The sequence below is a fragment of the Prosthecobacter sp. genome, assembly GCF_044232965.1.
Lineage (GTDB): Bacteria > Verrucomicrobiota > Verrucomicrobiia > Verrucomicrobiales > Verrucomicrobiaceae > Prosthecobacter.
The window spans coordinates 1-3,665 of sequence record NZ_JBIIKX010000149.1; the positions used below are offsets into that span (position 1 = coordinate 1).

General features: G+C 60.4%; 6 protein-coding genes. 2 read left to right on the forward strand and 4 right to left on the reverse strand.

Annotation, left to right across the window (positions count from 1 at the left end; translation table 11 throughout):
* Both ACILSI_RS26795 and ACILSI_RS26800 read right to left on the reverse strand, forming a co-directional pair.
* Positions 1-859: hypothetical protein (locus ACILSI_RS26795; RefSeq protein ID WP_395724997.1), on the reverse strand; the 859-nt coding region annotated here is incomplete at its 3' end.
* Complete coding sequence (locus ACILSI_RS26800; RefSeq protein ID WP_395724998.1) at positions 856-1,095, reverse strand: helix-turn-helix domain-containing protein; 240 nt, start codon at positions 1,093-1,095, stop codon at positions 856-858. The genes ACILSI_RS26800 and ACILSI_RS26795, both read right to left, overlap by 4 nt.
* A gap of 343 nt (positions 1,096-1,438) precedes the next feature.
* On the opposite strand from ACILSI_RS26800, the gene ACILSI_RS26805 reads away from it, so the two are divergent.
* Positions 1,439-2,023 carry a hypothetical protein gene (locus tag ACILSI_RS26805; RefSeq protein WP_395724999.1) on the forward strand — a complete coding sequence of 195 codons (585 nt, stop codon included), beginning with the start codon at positions 1,439-1,441 and terminating at the stop codon, positions 2,021-2,023.
* The gene (locus ACILSI_RS26810; protein WP_395725000.1) at positions 2,020-2,664 is read left to right on the forward strand and encodes a hypothetical protein; all 645 of its coding nucleotides are present in this window, start codon (positions 2,020-2,022) and stop codon (positions 2,662-2,664) included. The genes ACILSI_RS26805 and ACILSI_RS26810 overlap by 4 nt, the downstream gene beginning before the upstream one ends.
* Before the next feature lie 7 nt (positions 2,665-2,671).
* Here ACILSI_RS26810 and ACILSI_RS26815 read toward each other — a convergent pair whose 3' ends face one another.
* Positions 2,672-3,019, reverse strand: coding sequence for a hypothetical protein (locus ACILSI_RS26815; RefSeq protein WP_395725001.1), 348 nt, complete (start codon positions 3,017-3,019; stop codon positions 2,672-2,674).
* On the reverse strand, positions 3,019-3,665 hold a 647-nt coding region (locus tag ACILSI_RS26820; protein WP_395725002.1), incomplete at its 5' end, for a hypothetical protein. The genes ACILSI_RS26815 and ACILSI_RS26820, both read right to left, overlap by 1 nt.

A 3,665-nucleotide genomic window follows, 5' to 3' on the forward strand; every position in this document is an offset into this window, starting at 1 on the left:
CAGCGCCCAGCATCACGGCATAGCGCATGAAGCGGAGTTGCAGTGCCTCGCTGCTCCCCTGGCAGGCAAACCAGCCGTGCAAAGACTTGCCGCCGCTATGCACCACCATCACTAGCGGTGCCAGGCGTGCCAGATGCCACAGCACGGCGGCGTGCGTATCGACCGTGCCGTGGTCGGACTCGATGACCAGATAGCGCCGGGGGCCGGTGTTGGCGAGGCAGCGCATGGAGGGGCCGCCGTCTTTTTTAAGCCCTTCCTCGGCGGTCATGGGCGAAGGCACGATGAACTGCTGCACCAAAAGCTGCCCCCGCCATTCCTCACGGGTGCCGGTGCCAAAGTCCCGGTTGATGTGCTTACCGCAGCACAGCAATGGATTGCCGGGAAACAACCTGTCGATGAGTTCTTCAGTTTGCGGTTCCTCCCAGTCCGGGCGTAGCGGTGATGCTTCCCAGAGATCTGCCAAACCGGCCACATCGCAGGCTGCGACCACGGCTTCGATCTGCTCATCATTGCGCTGTGGCCATGACGAGAAAGAAGGGCTCGCAGTTTCTGCGGAAGCCGGACGAGAGACGGGCTGGCGATCGCGTCCAGCCGCGAGCTTTCCCCGTGGCTGCCACGCACAGGCCTGTGAATTGGCAATCGCCGAGAGGATTTCGGATTCCGGCACCTCGCGCCCACAGCCGGAGGCGGCTTTAGCCAGCATCTCGGCGATGCGGCTCTTGTCCTCGAATAAGGGATGCAGCACCCGTGCCACACGGAAGAGCCACAGGTGGACGCCGCCACCAGCAGCAGGGCAGGCGCTAAGCATGTCGTGGACAAAGCGGGGCAAGCACACGCCGTCGTGGATGCGGAAGCTCATGGCCGCCCCTCTCCATTCGTGTTCATGGCATCCGTGGTCCGGGAGGCCAGATGCCGGTGTTTTTTGAGATGAGCGAGGACCTCAGGCAGGTCGTAGCGCACCACCGCGCCGAGCATCACATGGGGCAGGCCAGCTTTGCGCAGGTTGATGAGGTGGCGGAGGCTGATGCGGAGCAGGTCGGCGAGTTCCTGTTCAGTCAGCCACAAGTCAGGAGGGGGATTTGCAGGTTTGTTCATGCCCGTGAGCACCGTGTCAACCAGCGCGGCTGGCCATCTTCGTTGCGCAACGAAGATGCCCGGTTGGTTGACATCGCACCCCGTGCATGAGCAACCACATGCAATCAGGGGCAGACAGGCCCGCTCAGGCGCAATCGCAGCCTGCATTACCCCATCTCTGGACGGCACGCGACGTGGCACGTTTCACCCGCTGTAGTCTTCGACAGGTGGGCTATCTGAGGGAGGAAGGACTGCCCTTCGTGCGAATCGGCCGGCTGGTCCGCTTTGATCCTCCCCAAGTCATTGCGTGGCTGCTGAACCAACTTCCGACACAGGTCGTCATCCGTCAGAAGGAGGGGGCATTGTGAAAGCCGCGTCCACACGACATGGTGGGGATGGGGCCGACACGAACTACACCCGCCGGCAGCGCAGCAGTGACTCGGCCTACCAGCGTGAGTACCGCGACTGGGTGGCATCACTTTCTCCTGAGGAGCGGCAGCAACTAGAGGCATTGGGACTTGATCAACCTCAGATGTCCGACACCAGCGGGAGTGGTTTTCGTGATGCTGCGCAGAATCACCAATGCTTCGTCCAGCCTGAGGAATTCGATGACCCTGCCGATGATGTCGAGTCGAATCAGGCCACTCCCGATCACGAAGACGTGCTGCACTTCGTCCGCCGACTGGTGGGTGAATTGCTTGGCCAAGACAACGTGAGGCTCTCCGTCGAGTGCCTCGCCCTTGCCACCGGCATTTCCTATATGGGGGATTCCATGACGGACATCGCTCGTCGTTACGGCGTCACCCGCGCTGCGGTCAGTAAGCGCTGTGTCGAGTTCACTGACGCTCTCGGCCTGGCCCCCAGCCGCGCCATGCGCTCCACGAAGGCGCGTCAGAGCTACCGTCGCCGCCGCATGGATGAACTCAACCAACAGAACCTCGTGCCATGAGCCTCACCCTGCCAGACTGTCCCAAGTTCACCGTCTCCCCCATCGGCCTCGCCGTGCATGCCTCGTTATCCTTTACCGAATGGGCCTCATTGGCACCACGACTCAACGAGGCATCACGCTGCATCGGCTTCCTCATCGGTGACTGGCTGGTTTATGGTCAAACACAGTTCGCCAGCCCGACTGCCAAAAAGGCATCCCGTGTGTCTGCCGACGACTATGCTGCCGCCGTTGAAGCCACTGGATTGGACCACACCACATTGGCCACGTATGCCTATGTAGCGAGGCGCGTGCCACATTCCTTGCGCCATGAAAACCTTTCCTGGGAACACCACAAGGTGGTGGCGAAATTGGAACACGACGGCCAATCACGCTGGCTGCGTATTGCCGGGAGCGGCAAGGCGGTGGTTTCCACCCGTCGCCTGCGCAAAAGCATTTCAGCGGGCAGGCTGCTGAAACCGGCGGACATGAAGCTTGATCCTGCCGATCGTGGCATCCCCAATCACATCCCGCCGCTCAATCGTCTCTGCACATGGTGGTCAAATATTCAGAAAGAGCAGTGGTTGCATCGAGCCACGCCACAGCAGCGTGCGGCACTCAAGCGCGACCTGCTGCCCATCGTGAAAATCTATGAGCAGCTTTGACGCAGCATCATGGCAAAGGCGGCTCGATGGGGGCGGGCAGATATGGATTGATCTGACTCCAAAACAGCGGCGCAAGTTTTTGGTCAAGCTTGGCTTCGTCTTTGGTGGTCCATGTACCATCGGTGAGCATGGTCGCTGCTTTCTTAAACCAGCTCAATAGCTCGGAACTGAGATTCAATGACACCGTAAATTCGTCATCGCCGACCATAGGGGCTGCTGGATCGCATAAGGCCCGGCGCGCCTGGTAGTCGTCCCAAACCATCACGCCAGAGGGCATGATACGGACCAGAAACTCTCGCTCGCCAAATGACAGGCTGTAGCTGAACAAGACCTCGGGATATTCGGACTTGGACATCAGGGCTTTCTGCGGCGCTTGGTTTCCAACAGTTGGATCAACTCACCACTGAGTTTCATCACCCGCCCAAAATCACGCAGCAGGGTCTCCACCTGCTCGGCTGTGGCACGCTGGGGCCACTTGTTGTCCTTCATGTCGCTCCACCAAGCACAAAGCCTATTGATGTATGGAATATGATTGTTTCTGCCACGATCCGCAGGATCGGCCACCATCTCCTCAGGGGTGAGCACACGCCCGGCGATGATGCTCTTGCGCAAGCGCATGGTGCCAATAGCCCGCTGGTTTTTCTTGGGGGCGGCCAGTGACAGCCAGCGGCTCTGCTCAGCAGCGGGCAGCTTGGCGACCACCTTGTGATGCTCCCAGGCGAGGACCTCATTGCGGCGGTTCCTGGACACGCGCCGAGCGACGTAGGCGTAGTTGTGGAGGGTGGTTCTGTCCAAGCCCGTGGCCTGAATGGCCGCATCATAGGCATCCGTGGCGACACGGCTCGCAGCCGGACCTTTGCGGAAGTTGGCATCACCATAGACCAGCCAGTCACCGATCACAAAAGCAATGCCGCGCGCGGCATTCCCCAGGGAAGGGGCGACTTGGCTCCATTCCTCAAAGGTTAGAGGCGCGAGGACATCCAGACCCGTGGGAGAGATTT

What these genes read in the sequence shown, in the direction of transcription:
- ACILSI_RS26800 (WP_395724998.1), bottom strand. Translation starts at nt 1,095, where the DNA reads ATGAACAAACCTGCAAATCCCCCTCCTGACTTGTGGCTGACTGAACAG.
- ACILSI_RS26815 (WP_395725001.1), bottom strand. Translation starts at nt 3,019, where the DNA reads ATGTCCAAGTCCGAATATCCCGAGGTCTTGTTCAGCTACAGCCTGTCA.
- ACILSI_RS26810 (WP_395725000.1), top strand. Translation starts at nt 2,020, where the DNA reads ATGAGCCTCACCCTGCCAGACTGTCCCAAGTTCACCGTCTCCCCCATC.